The organism is Muricoccus vinaceus, from assembly GCF_042433125.1.
In the GTDB taxonomy this organism is placed as follows: domain Bacteria; phylum Pseudomonadota; class Alphaproteobacteria; order Acetobacterales; family Acetobacteraceae; genus Roseomonas; species Roseomonas vinacea.
This window is the reverse complement of the sequence record NZ_JBHLVZ010000005.1, coordinates 182,775-200,558: the sequence shown is the minus strand read 5'-3', so window position 1 is coordinate 200,558 and position 17,784 is coordinate 182,775. Positions and strand designations below refer to the sequence as shown.

At 74.1% G+C, this 17,784-nt stretch carries 12 protein-coding genes; 3 read left to right on the top strand and 9 right to left on the bottom strand.

The features are described 5' to 3' along the window. Positions 1–8 precede the first annotated feature (8 nt). Positions 9–1,292 (top strand): ArgE/DapE family deacylase, encoded by a 1,284-nt coding sequence (locus ACFFIC_RS07465; RefSeq protein WP_377049541.1) that lies wholly within the window; start codon positions 9–11, stop codon positions 1,290–1,292. Positions 1,293–1,338: 46 nt separating this feature from the next. On the opposite strand, the gene ACFFIC_RS07460 is transcribed toward ACFFIC_RS07465, so the two are convergent. The 5 genes from ACFFIC_RS07460 to ACFFIC_RS07440 form a co-directional block, all read right to left on the bottom strand. Next, the gene (locus tag ACFFIC_RS07460) at positions 1,339–2,037 is read right to left on the bottom strand and encodes a PEP-CTERM sorting domain-containing protein (RefSeq protein WP_377049540.1); all 699 of its coding nucleotides are present in this window, start codon (positions 2,035–2,037) and stop codon (positions 1,339–1,341) included. A gap of 277 nt (positions 2,038–2,314) precedes the next feature. Beyond that, positions 2,315–4,399, bottom strand: a complete 2,085-nt coding sequence (locus ACFFIC_RS07455) for a hypothetical protein (protein WP_377049539.1) — start codon at positions 4,397–4,399, stop codon at positions 2,315–2,317. Next, entirely contained in the window at positions 4,399–7,101 is a 2,703-nt protein-coding gene (locus tag ACFFIC_RS07450) for a DUF4159 domain-containing protein (protein ID WP_377049538.1), read from the bottom strand. Before ACFFIC_RS07450 ends, ACFFIC_RS07455 begins: the two co-directional genes overlap by 1 nt. Position 7,102: 1 nt before the next feature. Further along, positions 7,103–7,975 carry a DUF58 domain-containing protein gene (locus ACFFIC_RS07445; protein WP_377049537.1) on the bottom strand — a complete coding sequence of 291 codons (873 nt, stop codon included), beginning with the start codon at positions 7,973–7,975 and terminating at the stop codon, positions 7,103–7,105. Further along, complete coding sequence (locus tag ACFFIC_RS07440; protein ID WP_377049536.1) at positions 7,968–8,984, bottom strand: AAA family ATPase; 1,017 nt, start codon at positions 8,982–8,984, stop codon at positions 7,968–7,970. Before ACFFIC_RS07440 ends, ACFFIC_RS07445 begins: the two co-directional genes overlap by 8 nt. A gap of 195 nt (positions 8,985–9,179) precedes the next feature. On the opposite strand from ACFFIC_RS07440, the gene ACFFIC_RS07435 reads away from it, so the two are divergent. Together ACFFIC_RS07435 and ACFFIC_RS07430 are read left to right on the top strand one after the other, a co-directional pair. Continuing rightward, positions 9,180–9,785 (top strand): DUF1285 domain-containing protein, encoded by a 606-nt coding sequence (locus tag ACFFIC_RS07435; protein ID WP_377049535.1) that lies wholly within the window; start codon positions 9,180–9,182, stop codon positions 9,783–9,785. After that, positions 9,782–10,411, top strand: coding sequence for a CoA pyrophosphatase (locus tag ACFFIC_RS07430; protein WP_377049534.1), 630 nt, complete (start codon positions 9,782–9,784; stop codon positions 10,409–10,411). Before ACFFIC_RS07435 ends, ACFFIC_RS07430 begins: the two co-directional genes overlap by 4 nt. A gap of 107 nt (positions 10,412–10,518) precedes the next feature. Here ACFFIC_RS07430 and ACFFIC_RS07425 read toward each other — a convergent pair whose 3' ends face one another. The 4 genes from ACFFIC_RS07425 to trhA all read right to left on the bottom strand — a co-directional run bounded on the left by ACFFIC_RS07425 (position 10,519) and on the right by trhA (position 17,718). After that, positions 10,519–13,260, bottom strand: a complete 2,742-nt coding sequence (locus ACFFIC_RS07425) for a VCBS domain-containing protein (RefSeq protein WP_377049533.1) — start codon at positions 13,258–13,260, stop codon at positions 10,519–10,521. Positions 13,261–13,392: 132 nt separating this feature from the next. Then, positions 13,393–15,381: a sensor histidine kinase gene (locus ACFFIC_RS07420; RefSeq protein WP_377049532.1), complete on the bottom strand. Its 1,989-nt coding sequence runs from the start codon at positions 15,379–15,381 to the stop codon at positions 13,393–13,395. Positions 15,382–15,543: 162 nt separating this feature from the next. Continuing rightward, positions 15,544–16,938, bottom strand: coding sequence for an extracellular catalytic domain type 1 short-chain-length polyhydroxyalkanoate depolymerase (locus tag ACFFIC_RS07415; RefSeq protein WP_377049531.1), 1,395 nt, complete (start codon positions 16,936–16,938; stop codon positions 15,544–15,546). Positions 16,939–17,064: 126 nt separating this feature from the next. Further along, on the bottom strand, positions 17,065–17,718 hold the full coding sequence (trhA, locus tag ACFFIC_RS07410; protein ID WP_377049530.1) for a PAQR family membrane homeostasis protein TrhA: 654 nt from the start codon (positions 17,716–17,718) through the stop codon (positions 17,065–17,067). Between the last annotated feature and the right edge of the window lie 66 nt (positions 17,719–17,784).

Below are 17,784 nucleotides of genomic sequence, written 5' to 3'. Positions count from 1 at the left end.
GCACCGACTTGCCAGACCCCATGATGCTCGATCGCCTGCGCGCCGCGGTGGACCGGAACTTCGAGGCACAAACAGGGTTCCTCGCCGACCTCGTGCGCTTCCCGAGCCTGCGCGGACGGGAGGCGCCGCTGCAGGACTGGATCGCGCGCGGCATGGCGGCGCGCGGATATCAGGTGGACCGCTTCACCCTGGCCGACGTGCCGCTCGAGGCGCACGAGAAGGCGGCGCCCATGGTCGGCACCGATCCCGCCGGCTCCGTGCAGGTGGTGGCCACGAAGCGGGCGCGGAACGCGGGCGGGCGCAGCCTGATCCTGCAAGGGCATATCGACGTGGTGCCGGAAGGCCCGGCGGAGATGTGGACGCATCCGCCCTATGCCGGGGTGGTGCGCGACGGCTGGCTCTACGGCCGCGGCGCGAACGACATGAAGGCGGGCGTGTCCGCCATGATCTTCGCCATGGACGCGCTGCGCGAGGCCGGGCTGGCCCCCGCGGGCGACGTGCACCTGCAGACGGTGACGGAGGAGGAAAGCACCGGCAACGGCGCGCTGGCCACCCTGCTGCGCGGCTACCGCGCCGATGCCTGCCTGATCCCGGAGCCGACGGCCGGCACCATCACGCGCGCGCACACGGGCACGCTGTGGTTCCGCCTGCGCGTGCGCGGCGTGCCCGTGCACGTCGCGGTCGCCGATGCCGGCACCAATGCGATCCTCTCGGCCATGCACCTGATCCGTGCGCTGCAGGACCACACGGCGGCGTTGAACGAGCGGGCGAAGGAGGACCCTTCCTTCGGCGCCGTGCGCAACCCCATCAAGTTCAACCCGGGCGTGATCCGTGGCGGTGACTGGGCCTCTTCCACGCCCGCCTGGTGCGAGGTGGATTGCCGCATCGGGCTCACCCCCTCGATGGAGGTGGCGGAGGTGATGGCAGGGGTGGAACGCTGCGTGTCCGATGCGCGGGCGGGCGATGCCTTTCTGGCGAACAACCCGCCGGAGGTGACGTGGCACGGCTTCCAGGCGGACGGCTTCGTGCAGGAGCCCGGCAGCGAGGCGGAGCGCGTGCTGGCCGCGGCGCACGAGGCCAGCTTCGGCGCGCCGATGGAGGAGCGGCTCTCCACGGCGGTGAACGACACGCGTTATTACGGGCGCTACTACGCCATGCCCGCGCTCTGCTACGGGCCGGGCGGCGAGGGCAACCACGGCTTCGACGAGCGGACGGACCTCGCGCTGCTCCGGCGGACGACGCTGTCCATCGCCGCCTTCATCGCCGACTGGTGCGGGGTGGAGGAGGCCTGACGAAAACCGTTCCGCCGCGGCCGGGCCGCGGCGGAACGAGGCCGGTTCAGGCGGCCCGCGCGCCCCGCGCCTTGCGCCGGCGATGCGCCACCCCGAGGCCGAGGATGCCGCTCAGCATCAGCGTCATCGAAGCGGGCTCGGGCACGGCCACGAGCTGGATGGCGCCCGCCGCCACGGGCAGGTTCACGTCATAGGTGCTGGCGCCCGCTCCGCTCGGGATGAAGCCGCCATGCATGTCGAAGACGCGGAAGTCGAGCGGCAGCAGGTCCGCCCGCGTGAAGCCGGGCTCCGTCACGTTCTGGCTGAGGTCGAAGGTGGCGTTGTAGATCAGCGTCGTCGCCGCGGCGGTTACCCCGAGCAGCTCCGCCTTGGTGCCGGGCGCGTGCTGCGCGAGGGAAAGAATGACGGGGCCGATCTGGGCGATCGCCTCGGGCGTGGTCACCACGCCGTTGTTGTCGAGGTCCCCGTTGGGCGGAACCGGCGGCGGCGGCGCCGGGGTATCCAAGGGAACGCTGGGGGCGATGTCCTTGCCGTGGACGTGCAGCAGGTGGGGCTGGTTCGCCACAACGTTGTTCGCCACGAGGCTGAAGGACAGGATGTCGCCGTCGAGGCTGAAGCTGGCCGTGCCGGTGACACCGGAGTTGTTCGCGGGAGCGAGGACGGCCTCGTAGAGCACCGGGGCCGCCGAGGCGGCCGCCGGCACCAGGAAGCACGAGAGCGCAAGGGCCAGGGTTGGGGATCGCATGGTTCTCTCCAGCCGGGTGGCGGGAGCCACCGCGGGTGTTTCGTGTGACGGAACGCCGATAACCAAGCGCCTAACTCGGTTAATGCGGTGGGCGACCTTGCCGCACGATTTGGCGAGGCGGGGCGCGATGCATTGTTGCGTTACCGCAACGGTCGAGACGGGCAGCCGCCGGGGAATGCCGGGAAAAGCGGCTCGGCCCGATCATCGTTGCGGAAAACAACTCGAAAGCCGTGTCGGTTCAGTATCGCTCCGGAACCCGAACTTCACCGCTTCCCGCTCAGCGCCCCTCCCGGCGCCAGGCCATCACCGCCACGCCGAGCACCAGCAGCAGCGCCAGCCAGGGTGGCAGGAGCGGCAGCGCGGAGATGCCCGTCACGGTGTGATCCTCGCGGCGCACCAGCCCGATCCAGCCGGGACCGGCGGCGTCGCGGCCGGCGGAGGTGCGGCGGATGTCCGGCAGGCCGCTGCCGTCCCCGATCCAGCGGGCGGCACCGCCGGAGGACTGCACGGCGGGCTGCACCCGCGCGGGATCGGCGCGCAGGTCCGCGATTTCCGGCGGGTTCGCGGCCTCGGCGGCGGCGAAGGCGGTGCGGGTGCCATCGGTGGCGGCCCAGACGCCGGCGCGGTCAGCGGGCAACTCCACCATCGCGCGGCCGCCCTCGCGGCGCTCCGGCGCGTGGCGCGTCACGGTGCCGTCCGGCGCGGTGATCGTGATCCCCGGGGGCGGGGCATCGGCCAGGCTGCGGCGCGTGACGGTGAGCCGGCCCTGCGCGATGGAGGCGGTCAGGTCCTCCTCCTCCAGCTCGGGCTCGCGCATCAGCCAGTGGGCGATGCGGCGCAGCAGCTCCGCCTGGGGGCCCCCGCCGTCATGGCCGCGCGACCACAGCCAGATCTGGTCCGACAGCAGAAGGGCCACGCGGCCCTCGCCCACGCGGTCCAGCAGCAGCAGCGGGTTGCCGTCGGGGCCATTCATGATGCTGGCGCCACCGCGCGGCTCGGCGCGCAGCATGCGGTACCAGCGGCCCCAGCTGGCCGCAGCGGCGGCCGTGGCATTGGCGCCGGTCAGCCCCTCGGTCACGGGATGGCGCAGGCCGGTCTCGCTGACCTGTGCGCGGAAGGGAGCCTCCAGCAGCGCCTGGCCTCCGGGCAGGGGGCGGGCGGGCAGCACGGCGCCGAGCGGCGTGTTGGCCAGCGACCCCCCGCCGGTGAACTCCGGCCCCACCGACATCAGCAGCGCCCCGCCCTGGCGCACGTGCTCGGCGATGTTGCGCAGGTATTGCGGCGGCAGGATGCCGCGGTTGGAGAAGCGGTCGAAGACGATCAGGTCGAACTCGCGCAGCTTCTGCTGGAACAGCTCGCGCACGGGAAAGGCGATCAGCGCCAGCTCGTTCAGCGGCGTCAGGTCGTCCTTCTCCGGCGGGCGGAGAATGGTGAAATGAACGAGATCGACGTTGGGGTCGGCCTTCAGCAGGCGGCGCCAGGTGCGCTCGCCGGCATGGGGCTCCCCGCTCACGAGCAGCACGCGCAGCCGGTCGCGCACGCCGTTCACGGTGACGACCGCGGTGTTGTTGAGCGTGGAGACCTCGCCCGGCCGCTCCTCGGCCGTGATCTCGATCACGCTCGGGCCGCCGCGCTCGATGGGAACGGCGATGCGCTGCTCGCGGCCGGGCTGCACGCTTTCCGTGCGCGGCGCGCTGCCGTCGCGGCGGATGGTCAGGCGCAGGGGCGCGGCACCGCCGGAGGTGGCGCCCAGGTCCTCGACCACCAGCCGCAGCTCCACGCCGCGCCCGACGATGCCGAAGCCCGGGGCCTCGATGATGCGCAGCCGCCGGTCCACCTCGCCCGCGCGGCCGGGAAGCAGCACGTGAAGGGGCGCCTCGGCGCCGAGGTCGCGCGGCGCGTCGTGCACCTGGCCGTCGGTCAGGGCGATCACGCCCGCCAGCCGCGCGCGCGGGATGTCGGCGAGGCCCCGCTCGATGGCGGCGAACAGCCGCGTGCCCTGGCTGCCACCTTCCTCCGCCGTCACGGTGCGAAGCTCCAGGTCGGGCAGGCGGCCGGCGCGTGCCTCGATGGCGACCCGGGCGCTCGCGATCGCGGCCTGGCGCCCGGCGACGTCGGTGGAGGCGGAGTTGTCCACCGCCAGCAGCGCGATGTCGGGCCGCACCTCGCGCGTCTGCTGCACGAGGCGCGGGTTGGCGATGGCGCCGAGGATGAGCAGGAAGGCCAGCGCCCGCCACCAGGCGCCGCGCGCGCGGCGGACCAGCGCGGGCACCAGCGCCAGCACCGCCAGCACGGCCAGCGCCAGAAGCAGCCAGTGCGGCAGGATGGGCGCGAGGTCGATGGAGGAGAGGGAGCGGGTCATCAGTTGCCGAGCCGCTCCAGAATGGCCGGCACGTGCACCTGGTCGCCCTTGTAGTTGCCGGTCAGCGCGTAGATCACGAGGTTGACGCCGAAGCGGTAGGCCAGCGTCCGCTGCCGCGCGCCGCCGGGCATGACGGCATAGGGATTGTTGCCGCGCCCATCCACGGCCCAGGCCGCCGCCCAGTCGTGCCCGCCGATGATCACGGGGGACACGCTGTCATTCGCGCGGTCGGTGTCGCGCGCGATCCAGACGGGGCCGCCGGCATAGCGGCCGGGCAGGTCGGGCAGCAGGTAGAAGGCGCGTTTGAGGACGTGGTCCTCGGGCAGCTGCGCCAGCGGCGGCACCTGGAGGTTGCGGGTGAGGCGGCGCAGCGCGGCGTCGGCGCCCAGCGAGACGCCCTCGCCCGAGCCCTCGTTGCGCGTGTCGAAGACGATGATGCCGCCCTGGCGCATGAAGGCGTTCAGCGCGCCCACGGCCGCGGCGTCCGGCGCGGGGGCCTCGGGCAGCACCACCCAGTAGAGCAGGGGATAGAAGGACAGGTCGTCCCGGCCGGGACGGAGCGCCGCGGGTTCGGCGAGGCCGGCGGCGGTGCGGCGGTTCACGTAGTCGGACAGGCCGGTCAGGCCCTGGCGGGAGGTTTCGTCCGCCTGCGCGTCGCCGGTCACCACATAGGCCAGGCGGGTGGCCAGGGCGGCGGCGCCTTCGGCGGGAACGCCCTGTGCCATGGCCGTGCCCGGCAGCAGCAGCGCGAGCGCCACCGCCGCCGCGCGGGCGCGCAGGCCCAGGCCGCGGCTTTGCAGCGAGAGCAGCAGGTCCAGCGCCAGCAGCACCAGGGCCGCGGCCAGCAGCCAGGGGCCAAGGTCGCGTTCCGGCGGCACGCCGCCGATGCGGCCTTCCCGCGCGCCGGAAGGGGCCGGGGCCATGGCGGCGGGGGCGGGCAGATGGGCCGAAAGGTTCAGCGCGCGCCGCTCGCCGCCCTCGCCGGGCGTGCCGTACCAACCGGGCGGGTTGCGCGGGCCGGGGGTGGTTGCGTCGAGCTGGGCGGCGGCCAGCGGCCCGGCGGCGGGCGGCGGGGCGCCGAGGCGCCCGAAGCCGTCCAGCGTCTCGATCGGCGCGAGGGTGGCGGCGCTTTCCCCCCCGGCCACGCCGGAGGACAGCGCCACGATGCGGCGGAGCATGTCGATGTAGAGGCCCGAGAGCGGCAGGTCCGACCAGTCGGCATTGGCGGTGACGTGGAACAGCACGATCCGCCCCGCGCCGCGGTTCTCGAAGGTGACCAGGGGCGTGCCGTCCGACAGGCGGGCCCAGCTGCGCTCGGCCAGGCGGGGGATGGGCTCGGCCAGGACCTGGGTGGTGACGGTCACCTCGGGCGGCGGCGTCAGGCCGGCGAAGGGGCTGCCCTCCGGGAAGGCGGCCAGCGTCTGCGGGCGCTCCCAGGACAGGGCGCTGCCCAGCGCGCGCTCCCCGGCGCGCAGAGGCACGGGCAGCAAGGCGTCGCCCCGTTCCGCGAGGCGCGGCCCGGCGAAGCGGAGCAACAGGCCGCCGCCCTCCACGAAGCGGGTCACCGCCTCGACCTCCGGGCCGTCGGCCAGCGGGCGGTCGGCCAGCACCAGCACCGCGAGGCGGCGCGAGAGAAGCTGCTCCAGCGTGCCGCGGCGGATCTCTGCGGTGGGGGAAAGGGCGCGGTCCAGGTAGTACAGGGAGCCGGTGAGGGGGGTGTCCGCCGCCTCCTCCTGCGCCGCCAGCAGGCCGACGGGGCGGCGGCGGAAGCGCTCGTCGAGCAGAACGGTGCCGGCCGCGCCGGGGGCGGTGCCCTCGAGGGAAAGCTGGGTGACGCTGTTGCGGATCTCGATCGGCAGCTCCAGGGCCCCCTCCGCCTCCGTCGCCCCCGCGGCCAGGGGCAACACGGCGCGGCCGAGGGCGCGCCCATCGGGCGTCATCGCCAGCACCCCGGCCTCCCCGGCCTCTCCCCCCGGCGGGCGGCGGAGGCCGAGCACGAGGCGGTCGGCCTCGGCGCGCGGCGGCAGCAGGACGCGGGCGGCACCCGGCGCCCCGCGCGCCACCTGGAGCGGCCCGGCGGCGGCCAGCGCCGCCAGCAGCGCCGCGCCGTCGTCGGGGCCATGGGACAGGCCGTCCGTCACGTAAAGGCTCGCGAAGCCCTCCGTGCGCCAGGCGTTCAGGGCGCCCAGCGCGGCGGGCCGGTCCGGCGCCCAGGGCTGCGGGCGCAGGGCGGCGAGGCGCGCGCGCGCTTCCTCGGCGGGCATCCAGCCGGTGGGGCGGGGCGGCTCCCCTGTCGCGCTGGGAGCGGTGGCGAGAAGGGCGGCGCGGCGCCCGGCCCGGGCGGCGGTGTCCAGCGCGGCACCGGCCGCCGCCACGCGGTCCGGCCAGTCGGCGGCGGCGGCCCAGCCATTGTCGAGCACCACCAGCAGCGGGCCTTCCTCGGGATCGCCGGCCGCGGCGTTCCAGATGGGGCGCGCGAGGCCGAGGATGATCAGCGCCGCCGCCGCAAGCCGCAGCAGCAGCAGCCACCACGGCGTGCGGGACGGGGTTTCCTCCACCGCCGGGAGGTCGCGCAGGAAGCGCGCGGGCGGGAAGGACTGGCGGCGGGGCGTGGGCGGGGTGACGCGCAGCAGCCACCACAGGGCGGGCAGGGCGGCCAGCGCCAGCAGCAGCCAGGGAGCGGTGAAGGAAAGCGCGCCCACCTCAGCGCGCCCCCTGCGGGGCCAGGGCCTGCCAGAGCGCCATCAGCGCCGCCTCCGGCGGATGGTCGGTGCGGTGGAACAGGACGCGCAGGCCCAGCGAGGCCGCCAGTGCCGAGAGGCCCTCGCGGTGGGCCGCCATGCGCTCCTCGTAAAGGGCGCGGATCCCCTCCACGCGCGGCACCAGCGCGGGGTCGGTGCCGTCCAGCGGCTCGAAGCGGATGCGGCCGCCATAGGGCAGGGTTTCCTCTGCCGGGTCGCGCAGCGTCACGAGGGTGCCGCGCACCCCGGCGGCGGCCAGCGGCGCGAGGGTGGCGCGGAGGTCCGGCAAGGGGGCCAGGAAATCGCCGAACAGCACGGCGCGGGCATGGCGGGGCAGGCTTTCGTCGGCCGGCGGGCCGGACTGGCCACCGAGGCGCATGACCAGCGCGGGAAGCGCGCCCCGCCCGGACAGCCCGCGCCCGCCGCCCAGGAGGCGCACCCTTTCCCCACCCCGCAGCAGGAGGGAGGCGAGGGCGAGAAGGAGAAGGTCGGCGCGCGCCCCCTTGGTGGGCCGGGAGGCGGCGCCGGACCAGTCCATGCCGGGCGCGGAATCCCGCCACAGCGCCACGGTCTGGGCGGATTCCCATTCGGTTTCGCGAAGATAAAGGCGATCGGACTTGGCGCTCTGCCGCCAGTCGACGCGGGCGGCGTCGTCGCCGGGCAGATAGGGCCGGAACTGCCAGAAGGCGTCGCCCTGGCCGGAGCGGCGGCGGCCATGCACGCCCTGCATCACCGTGGCGGCCACCCGCTCGGCGGCCACCACCAGGGGCGGCAGGCGCGCGCCGGCGGACTCGGCCCGGAGGGCGAGCGCGGCCTCCGGCGCTCCCTTAGCCAAGATCGGCCTTCAGCGCGCCGATCACCTCGGAAAGCTGCACGCCGTCCGCCCGCGCCGCGAAGCCCAGCGCCATGCGGTGGCGCAGGATAGGCTCGGCCAGCGCCAGCACGTCCTCCACGCTGGGGGAAAGCCGCCCGTCCAGCACGGCGCGCGCCCTTGTCGCCAGCATCAGCGCCTGGGCGGCGCGGGGGCCGGGGCCCCAGGCGAGGTGCTGCTTCACGGCGGGCAGCGTCGCGGTGTCCGGCCGGGCGCCGCGCACCAGGCGGAGGATGGCATTGAGCACGGTCTCCCCCACCGGCAGGCGGCGGATCAGGGCCTGGGCGGCGATCAGTTCCTCGGCCCGCAGCGCTTCCTCCGGCCGGGCCTCGCGGGCGCCGGTGGTGGCCAGCAGCATGGCGCGCTCGGCGGCCTCGTCGGGGTAGCCGATCTCGATCTCCAGCAGGAAGCGGTCGAGCTGGGCCTCGGGCAGGGGATAGGTGCCCTCCTGCTCGATCGGGTTCTGGGTGGCCAGCACGTGGAAGGGGGCGGGAAGGTCCAGGATCTGGCCGCCCACCGCCACCTTCCGCTCCTGCATGGCCTGGAGAAGCGCGGACTGGGTGCGGGGCGAGGCCCGGTTGATCTCGTCCGCCATGAGAAGCTGGCAGAAGACGGGGCCGCGCAGGAAGCGGAAGGCGCGCCGGCCTCCCTCGGCCTCCTCCAGCACCTCCGAACCCAGGATGTCCGACGGCATGAGGTCCGGGGTGAACTGAACGCGGCGGGCATCGAGGCCCATCACGGTGCCCAGGGTTTCCACCAGCTTGGTCTTGCCCAGGCCGGGAACGCCCACCAGCAGCATGTGCCCGCCGGCCAGCAGGGTGACGAGCGCCTGCTCCACCACCTCCTCCTGCCCGAGGATCACCCGGCCGACGGCGGCCCGCACCCGGGTGAGCCGCGAGGAGAGCGCCTCGGCCTCTCCGAGCAGCTTCTCCGCATCAGCCGTCGCTTCCTTTGTGCCGGGCACTTCAACCACGGGTGGCCCCTTCTCATATTGCCCGAGGGTAACGCCCTCACCCCCGCCACTCCGGGATACATGGAGGCGTGCCGGGCGAATGGGGAGGGTAGGACCCTTCGATGGCGCGGAGGAAGTCACATGGCGCTGGGGATGCATGATGTTACAGGCGGCGGAAAACCCGCTGCGGCCGTCGCGGCGTCGGGTCTGGCACGCATGCCCCGAACGATCTGCGGCGACTTCCACATGCGGATCGCCCGGGACGGAAGCTGGCACTACCAGGGCAGCCCGATCGGGCGGCGCGAGCTGGTCTGCCTCTTCGCCTCGGTCCTGAAGCGGGACGAGGAAGGGGTCTACTGGCTGGAAACGCCGGTGGAGAAAGGCCGGGTCGAGGTGGAGGACGCGCCCTTCGTCGCGGTGGAGCTGAACTGGGGCCATTGCTGCAGCAACAACGATGGCGTCTGCGAGGGAGGCGGTGCCCCGGCGCGGCGCCGGGCCCGGCAATGCCTGACCTTCCGCACCAACCTCGACGAGATGGTGACGGCCGACGAGGCCCACCCGATCCGCGTGCAGATCGACCCGGTGACCCGCGAGCCCCGCCCCTATGTCACGGTGCGCCCGGGCCTGGAGGCCCGGATCAGCCGGCCGGTTTTCTATGAGCTGGTGGCGCTCGCCCAGACCGAGGTGATCGACGGGCGCGAGGTGACGGGCGTCTGGAGCGAGGGCGTGTTCTTTGTCATCGACGACAGCCCGCCCGAGGACGACATGCCGGACGGAGACCTGGACGATCCGCTCGCGGCCCTGGACGACGAGGTGGCGTGACGACGGCCCCGCCGGCGCTTCTTTCGCCGTCGTCGCTGTTCTCGCTCCCGCCGGCCGAAGTCGAGGCGCGCCTGGCCGATCCGGCCCGGCTCGCCCGGGGGCTGGGCGAGGCCGGGGACGACGCGCCGGAGGCGGCCATCCGCCGCTCCGCCGTGCTGGTGCCGGTCATCCTGCACCCCGAGCCGGCCGTGCTGCTGACCCTGCGTGCCGCCACCCTGTCGGCCCATGCCGGGCAGGTGGCCTTTCCGGGCGGGCGGATCGAGCCCGGTGAGACGCCCGAGGCCGCCGCCATCCGCGAGGCCGCCGAGGAGGTGGGGCTCGACCCGCGCCTGCCGCGCATCGCCGGGCGGCTTCCCGCCATGGTGACGGGCACGGGCTTCCACGTGATCCCGGTGGTGGCGCTGCTCGACCCGCCGGTGACCCTCACGCCCGAGCCGGCCGAGGTGGCGGAGGTGTTCGAGTACCCGGTGTCGCGGCTGATGGACCCGGCCTCGCCGGAGCGGCGCCACGGCGTGTTCGGCGGCCGCGCCCGCGAGTTCTGGGCCTGGCCGCACGAGACACAGGTGATCTGGGGCGCGACGGCGACGATGCTGCGGAGCCTGGCGCTGGCGCTGCGGGACAACTGATCGGTCCCCAGGGGATTTGGGCCGGGAAATCCGGGACCAGGGGATGCGGCCCGCGCGGCCGGCAGTTCCGCATCCCTGCGCCCTGTGCCGGCCGCAGGGTTCGGGCTTCAGGCGAAAGTCAGGCCGAAACCCGAGAAATGCATCGGCGCATTCGGCCCGCCGGTGGACTGGTAGGTGAACAGAAAGCCGGCATCCGCACCGGCCGCCATGTCGTCCGCCAGGGCGGCGGAGACGTCCAGGTCATAGGCCGCGCCCGTGTTCTTGGCCGAGGTGTTGATCGTCGTGACCAGGGACAGGGTCGCGGCATTGAAATCCGAAGTGCTGACCGAGCCGTTGCCGCGATAGGCGTAAACGGAGACGGTGCCCTTGAACACGCCCGCCAGCGGATAGCTGATCCCGGAACTGGCGCCTTCGTGGAAGGAGAAGCGCGCGGTGGTGAAGCTGCCGGCACCGAGATCGAACTCGACCGCCCCGCGCACCACCTCGCCGCTCCAGGGCCCGACCTCGACCGTGCCGTTGGACGTGTGGGCGTGGTTGCCATCGGCGATGCCCTGCGAACTCGTCGAAAGGACCCGGGCCGTGACCGGCTCGCTCGCGCCGTTGACGGTGACGCTGATGGTCTTGCTGGCCGAGCCGTCGAGGGAGGTGACGGTCAGGGTTTCGGCCACGCTCTGCCCGGCCTTGAGGGCCTGCGTGGCGGCGCGGGCGTTGTCCAGGGCGTAGGTCCAGGCGCCGGTGGTGCTGTTGAAGGCGAAGGTGCCGTGGGTGCCGGCGAGCGCGGCGGCGGCCGGGGCCTGGAAGGCGGACTGCCCGGCATCGGCGTCAAACACCACGAGGGTGCCGGACGCGGTGCTGGCGGGCGCGTCCTCGGTCACGCTCGCGGCCGCGGTGCCGGCGATGGTGGCCGCGTCGTTCCGGCCCTCGATCGTGACCGACAGCACCTGGGTGGTGCCGTCGGTGGAGCGGACCGTCATGCTGTCGGCCAGGCTCTGGCCCGCGCGCAGGGACTGCACCTCCGCCGTCGGGGCGACCAGGTAGGTCCAGTTGCCCGTGGCCGGCGCGAAGGTGAAGCTGCCGTAGCGCCCGGCGACGACGGGGGTGGCCGTGGGCAGGAAGCCGGCCTCGCCGCCATCCGCGTCGGACACGGTGAGGGTGGCGCCCACCGCGGCGGCGGCGTCCTCGTTCGTGGTCACCGACCGGGTGCCGCCGAAGGTCGCGGCGTCGTTCGCGCCGGTGACGCCCACCGACACGACCTTCTCGGTGAGATCGACGGAGCGGATGCTCAGGCTGTCGGTGGCGACCTGCCCGCCGCGCAGCGCCTGGGTGGCGGCGCGCGCGTTGTCGAGGGTGTAGGTCCAGGCACCGGTCGCGGCGTCGAAGGTGAAGTCGCCGTAAGCGCCGGCCAGCGTGGCCGCGGCCCGGAACCCGGCCTCCCCCGTGTCCACGTCCGACACGCTCAGAACGCCCGATGCGGCCCGCACCGTCCCCTCCTCGGTCACGGCACCGGCCCCGGTGCCGCCGAAGAGCGCGGCATCGTTGACGCCGACCACACGGAGGGTGACGCGCGCATCGCCCGTGTCGTTGTCGGCGTCGGTCACGCGGTAGGTGAAGAACAGGTCGCGCACCTCGCCGCCCCGCAGCGACTGCAGGCCGGAATCGGCGGTGAAGGAGAAGGCGCCGTTGCGCGCGGCGGGAACGAGGCTGCCCGCGAGCGGGCCGGACAGGACGGCGACCGAGCGCACGAGGTCCGGCACGCCGTCGTTGCCCAGCACGTTGCCGGACAGCGTGCCGTCCTCGAGCACGCTGAACAGGTCGTCGCGCGCGGAAACGGCGTCGTCGGCGAGGGAAGCGGCGGCGCCGTCCACGGTCAGGGCGGCGTTCTCGAAGGAGGACGAGATCATCCCCATGCTTGACCAGGCGTAGAAGCTGCCATTCGCGGCATAGGGCCCGGCGAGGAAGGCACGGTAGCGGCCGAGGTCGCTCTGCACGGCCATGTCGAACCAGTCGGCCGCGGTGAACTCCAGCTTGAGGGTGTCGTTGCCGGCCCCGCCTTCCATGCGCTCGGTCGCGCCCACGTTCTCGGCGCGGCGGTGGACCACGGTGTCGTCCCCGGCGCCCGCGTAAACCTGGTCGCTGCCCGCGCCGGAGTCGATCCAGTCGTTGCCCTCGTCGCCCAGGATGGTGTCGTTGCCGGCGCCGGTCACGGCCCGGTCATTGCCGACGCCCGCCTGCACATAGTCGTTGCCGTCCCCGGCCTCGACGTCGTCGTCGCCGGCATCGGCCAGGATGTTGTCGTCGCCCGCGCCGGTGGCGACGCGGTCGTTGCCGGCGCCCGCCTGGACATAGTCGTTGCCGGTGCCGGCCTCGATCAGGTCGCTGCCGTCCCCGGCGAGGACGCGGTCGTCGCCCGCGCCGCCACGGATCGTGTCGTTGCCGCCGCCGCCGTTGAGGAGGTCGTTGCCCTCGCCACCGTCGAGGCTGTCGTTGCCGTCCTCGCCCGCCAGCTCGTCGTCACCCGCGCCGCCCGTCAGGATGTCGAGCCCGGCGCCTCCCCAGAGCTGGTCCCTGCCATCGCCACCATCCAGCACGTCATCGCCGACGCCGCCCCGCAGGGTGTCGTTGCCGGTGCCGCCGGTCAGGAGGTCCGCACCGATGTCGCCCCAGAGCTGGTCGTTGCCGTCGCCGCCGAAGAGCGTGTCGTTGCCGCTGTCGCCCAGGATGTAGTCGTCCCCCCCTTGCCCATCGAGGGTGCCGGAAACGCCGGCACCGAACCGGGCGCGGGCACGCAGGTCGTCAGCGCGCGCGGTTCCCTGGATGCTCGGCGGCAGCTTGGGGAGAATCGGGGACATGAACCGTTCCGTTTTGGTGACGCGTTCGGAACGAGCAGATATCGTAATGATTTGTCAACGAAACAAAAATAAGACGATGCCAGATCGATAGACCGTTCCTGATCAGGAGGCCGTGCGCCTGGCGCCGCGCTTTCAGCCCCCTTCCGCCCGGACGTTGCTTTTGTCCGTGGTCCTGCTCAACGGCAGCTCTATCTCGCAGATCAGTCCCGTGCCCTCCCAGTGCAGCGTCACGGTTCCGCCGAGCTGGTGCCTCACGGTTCCTTCCAGAACGCGGGATCCGAAGCCGCGGCGGACCGGCGGGCCCGGCAGCGCCGGGCCCCCGGCCTCGGTCCATCGGAGGTGGAGGGTGTCGCGCGGGTCGTCGCCGAGGCGCCATGCGACCCGGACCTCGCCGCCGCAGGTGGAAAGCGCGCCGTGCTTGGTGGCGTTGGTGGCCAGCTCGTGCACGGCCATGGCGAAGGGCTGTGCCGCACCCGGGGGCAGGGTCACGCGGGGCCCCTCCAGCCGGGCGCGGTGCTTCTCGCCCCCGAGGAAGGGCGCCAGCCCCCCTTCCAGCAGGGCGTGCAGGTCGGCGCCGGACCAGCTTTCGTCGGCCAGCAGGGTCTGGGCACGGGCGATCGCGGCGACGCGGCCCTCCACCTCCGCCCGGAAGCTCTCCAGGTCGCTCGCCTGCGTCAGCCGCAGCGTCGCCTGCACCACGGCCAGGGCGTTCTTGGCGCGATGGTCCACCTCCCGCATCAGCAGCGCGCGGCGCTCCTCGGCGGCGCGCCGGTCGGTGATGTCCTGCGCGACGCCCGCCACCCGCGTCGGCAGGCCGCTCGTGCCGTCCCGCTCCACCACGGCGCCGAAGGAGGAGATCCAGGCCCATTGCCCGTCCGACCGCCGGACGCGGAACTCCGCCTCGAAGCGCGGGGTCGCGTCCTGGACCACGCCCCAGAAGCGGGACTCCACGGCCGCGCGCTCCTCCGGGTGGATGGCGTCGAGCCAGCGGGACAGGGGGAAGTCCTGGCCGGGCACGTGGGGAAGCGCGGCCTGCAGCGGCCCCGCGCGCGAGCCGGTGCCGCGGCGCAGGTCGAACTCCCAGGTGCTGAGGCGCGCGCCCTCCACCGCCAGGCGCAGCCGCGCCTCGCTGGCGCGCAGCGCCGCCTCGGCGGCCTTGCGGGCGGTGATGTCGAAATGGGCGCCATAGGTCACGTCCCGCCCGCCCAGGCGCACCCCCTGCACGCGCACGAGCACGTCGCGGATCGTGCCGTCCGCCGTGCGGTGCCGTGCCTCGAACTCCTGCACGCCCGGGCGGATGGCGCCGGCGCGGCCGCGGGCGCGGATCGCGTCCGCTTCGCCCAGCACGTCGAGGTCGGCGATGTTCATGCCAAGGAAGGCTTCGCGCGGGTGGCCGTAGGCGGCGCAGGCGAAGGCGTTGACGTCCAGCACCGCGTGGGTCACGGGGTCGATGATGATCACCGAGAAGGGCGCGGCCTCGAACAGCACCCGATGGCGTTCCTCGCTCTCGCGCAGCGCGGCCTCCACCCGCAGGCGGCCCGCAGTCTCCCAGCTCCGCTCCGCGGCGTGCCGGACCAGGGCGACCTCGGCCGGTGACCAGGGACGGGGCGGGGCGGACTGGACGCAGAGCACGCCCTTGAGGGCGCCCGCCTCGAGGAGGGGGGCCACAACCGACGCCCAGGCGCCAGGCATGGCCCCGCCAGTCCCGGCGTCATCCCCGCCGGCGACCAGCATCCGGCCGGCCCGCAGCCGGGCGGCGTGCTCCTGGCTGAAGGCTTCCCGGAACTGCGCCTCTCCCCCCGGGCCGGCGGCATGGCCGCTGGTCCAGTTCCAGGCCATCCGCAGCGTTCCGGCACCGTCGTCGAGCTCCCAGTAACCGGCCCGCGCCGCCCCGAGGCGGGAGCCCAGCAGTTCCGCCGCGCAGGCCATGGCCGCCAGCGGGTCGGACTGGCCGCGCAGGCCTTCCTCCAGTGCCAAGCGGAAGCCCTCGTCCCGGGACGGCGGCGCTTCCCCATCGCCGGAGCCGGCACCGGCTCCGTCCCCGGCCCCGTTGCTGGCGTCCAGCGCGGCCAGCGCCGCCCGGATGAGTTCGGCCGCATCGCGGTAGCGGCCCCCCCGCATCCGCGCTCCGATCAGATCTTGCAACTCCGGTGGCAGAGTCGGGCGTTCGGGATGCATCAGGGTAGTAAGCGGCCCCAGCCCCTCGCTCCTGTCAATCGGCCAGTGGCGCGGCGTTTTAACGCCACCGCGCCGGGACAGCGCCGCGCCGGGCGCGGCAGGCCCTCACTCCCGCCCGGTGCCCATCAGCCCGGCCGCGCGCAGGGCCCGGACAATGATGTCACCGGGGCCGCCCGGGGGAGGGGCCTTGGCGCCGCCCTGCGCGGCTTCACCGGCCGCGCCGGCGAAGGGGTTCTGGAAGGAGGCGCCGAAGGGGTTGGAGGTGCCGCCGGGGAACGTCCCGGGGAAGCCACCGGGAAAGCCGGGAAAGGCACCGGAGGAGGCGTCCGCGGGCGCGGGCTCGCGGGTCACCGGGCCCTGGGTCGCGGACCCGGCGGCGGGGCGGCGGGCCAGGATGACCTCGGGCGCGGCGGGCTGCGCGGGGCCGGGCGCGGCCGGCCGCGCGGATTCCGGCGTGGGAACCGGCCCGGCATCGCCCCGGGCCGCGCGCGGGGCCGGCGCGCCCTCGGCCGCGCCGGCCGTGTCGATGCCCCAGAAGCCGAGGATCTGATGGGTGGATGAGACGCCGACATCCAGCATGTAGGCGCCCGCCGCGCCGGCCAGCCCTTCGCCTTGCCCGGGGCGGAGGGGAACGCCGTGGGCCATGCCGGCGATGGAATGGCTTTCCACGCGCGCCACGCCGTCCGCGCCGCGCCAGGTCAGGTGGGTGTGGCCGGGGCCACCGGGCTCGCGCACGGGCTTGGCGCCGTCCAGGCCATGCAGGTTCAGCCACTGCTTCACGCTTTCCCCGGCGTTGTCCGACCCCACGGTGGTGTCGGCCTCGCCGTGCCAAACGGAAACGCGGGGCCAGGGGCCACGATGGGGGGAAGCGGCGCGCACGGCCTGGCCGCGCGTGGCGGCGGGAAGGGCGGCGATGCGCGACATGGCGCCCAGCGCCTCCATCACGCTGCCGGCGGCGCCAAAGGGAAGGCCGGCGATGATGGCGCCGCCGGCGAAGGTTTCGGGATAGGTGGCCAGCATCACCGCCGTCATCGCGCCGCCGGCCGAAAGCCCAGTGACGAAGACGCGGGCGGGGTCGATGGCGTGGGTTTCCAGCATCTGCGCGATCATCTGGCGGATCGACAGGGCTTCCCCGGCGCCGCGGGCGGTGTCGCCCGGCTCGAACCAGTTGAAGCAGAGGGAGGAGTTGTTGGCGCGCTGCTGCTCGGGCAGGAGCACGGCGAAGCCCAGGCGGTCGGCCATGGCGGACCAGCCGCAGCCCTGGTCATAGGCGGCCGCGTTCTGGGTGCAGCCGTGCAGCGCCACCACCAGCGGCGCCCCGCGCGGCAGGTCGGCCGGCACATGGGCGAACATCCGCAGCGCGCCGGGGTTCGAGCCGAAGCCTGTGATCTCCGACAGGGCATTCCCGCCGCCGGCCCCGGTGGCCGTCTGCGACGCGGCGTCCCGCCGCCGCCGCTGCAGGCGAACCAGCGCGCTGAGGTCGAGCTTGGGATTGCGCATGAAACTTCCTTTTGCCGCTGGAGACGCCCGACGGGCGGTCCTGCTCCACCGCATGTCGATGTTGCGGTGCAGCATTACAACGGCGCGGCCGGGGAATGGTTGGCCCTCCACCCACCGGAGATGCCGTCAGCCGGCGGCGTGATCCGTGGCGAGGCCCAGCACGAGGGCGAAGTGGCAGCCCGCCGCAACCAGCACCAGGGCATGCCAGACCGCCGTGCTGTAGGGCAGGCGATCCGCCAGATGGAACAGCACGCCGACGGTGTAGAGAAGGCCGCCGGCCGCCAGGAAGCCGAACTGCCAGGGAGTCAGGGCTTGCGCCAGCGGCACCAGCGCGACCACGCCGACCCAGCCCAGCAACAGGTAGGCGGCCACCGAGGCGCGCTCGAACCGGCCAGGGGCGAACAGCTTCACCGCGGCGCCGCCAAGGGCGCCGGTCCAGACCACGGCCAGCAGGGCGGCGGCGAGGGGGCCGCCGATCGCGAGAAGGGAGACGGGCGTGTAGGTGCCGGCGATCATCAGGAAGATGGCGGCATGGTCCGCCCGGCGCAGGAAAGCCCGCCCGCGCCCGGCGGGGGCGAGATTGTAGGCGGCGGAGCAGGTGAAGGTGGCCACGAGGCCGGTGGCGTAGAGGGCGAGCGCGAGGGAGAGGCGAGGGCCGGCGGATGGGGGTGTGCGCCAGGCCAGCAGGACGCAGCCTAGAAGAACCGAGACAAGGCCGGCCGCGTGGACCACGGCATCGGCCGCTCTCTCACGCCCAGCCTGGGGGGGCGGGTGGGACATGGCCCATTGTGGCGCCCGCGCCGGCACCCTCCAAGCCCGGCGGCGTGCCGTGGCGCGCGCCGGGCA

Excerpts from the sequence above, each read along its gene's own strand:
- ACFFIC_RS07460 (WP_377049540.1), bottom strand. The coding sequence starts at position 2,037 with ATGCGATCCCCAACCCTGGCCCTTGCGCTCTCGTGCTTCCTGGTGCCG.
- ACFFIC_RS07455 (WP_377049539.1), bottom strand. The coding sequence starts at position 4,399 with ATGACCCGCTCCCTCTCCTCCATCGACCTCGCGCCCATCCTGCCGCAC.
- ACFFIC_RS07435 (WP_377049535.1), top strand. The coding sequence starts at position 9,180 with ATGCCCCGAACGATCTGCGGCGACTTCCACATGCGGATCGCCCGGGAC.
- ACFFIC_RS07425 (WP_377049533.1), bottom strand. The coding sequence starts at position 13,260 with ATGTCCCCGATTCTCCCCAAGCTGCCGCCGAGCATCCAGGGAACCGCG.
- ACFFIC_RS07420 (WP_377049532.1), bottom strand. The coding sequence starts at position 15,381 with ATGCGGGGGGGCCGCTACCGCGATGCGGCCGAACTCATCCGGGCGGCG.
- ACFFIC_RS07415 (WP_377049531.1), bottom strand. The coding sequence starts at position 16,938 with ATGCGCAATCCCAAGCTCGACCTCAGCGCGCTGGTTCGCCTGCAGCGG.
- trhA (WP_377049530.1), bottom strand. The coding sequence starts at position 17,718 with ATGTCCCACCCGCCCCCCCAGGCTGGGCGTGAGAGAGCGGCCGATGCC.